Here is a 363-nt window from a genome sequence, read left to right on the forward strand (position 1 = left end):
CCCCAAACTATTAACTCTGATGCGCCGCTAATTTTTGCTTCATGGGCTTTGCTAATCAGTGCCGGCAGCACATGACAGTTTTCCAGGTTGTAGCTGTCATTGGGGCCATAAAGATTTGACGGCATAACGGCTATGAACTTTGCACCGTATTCGCGGTGGTAGTTCTCGCACATCTTTACACCCATGATCTTGGCGAGGGTGTAAGGTTCATTGGTTTGTTCCAGCGGTCCGGTTAACAGGTGGTCTTCGTGGATCGGCTGGGGGCAGTCCCGCGGGTATATGCAACTGGAGCCCAAAAAAAGAAGTCGTTCGACGCCATGTTTCCAAGCGCTGTGAATTACGTTCGCCTCTATCATCAGGTTT

General features: G+C 50.1%; 1 protein-coding gene. It reads right to left on the reverse strand.

Features of this window, described 5'->3' with window-relative positions; genetic code table 11:
• A partial coding sequence (locus tag SB756_RS28530; RefSeq protein ID WP_410912856.1) for an NAD-dependent epimerase/dehydratase family protein occupies window positions 1–363 on the reverse strand: 363 nt, incomplete at both ends.

Origin of the sequence: Pseudomonas sp. SIMBA_068 (genome assembly GCF_046534705.1) — a bacterium.
Lineage (GTDB): Bacteria > Pseudomonadota > Gammaproteobacteria > Pseudomonadales > Pseudomonadaceae > Aquipseudomonas > Aquipseudomonas putida.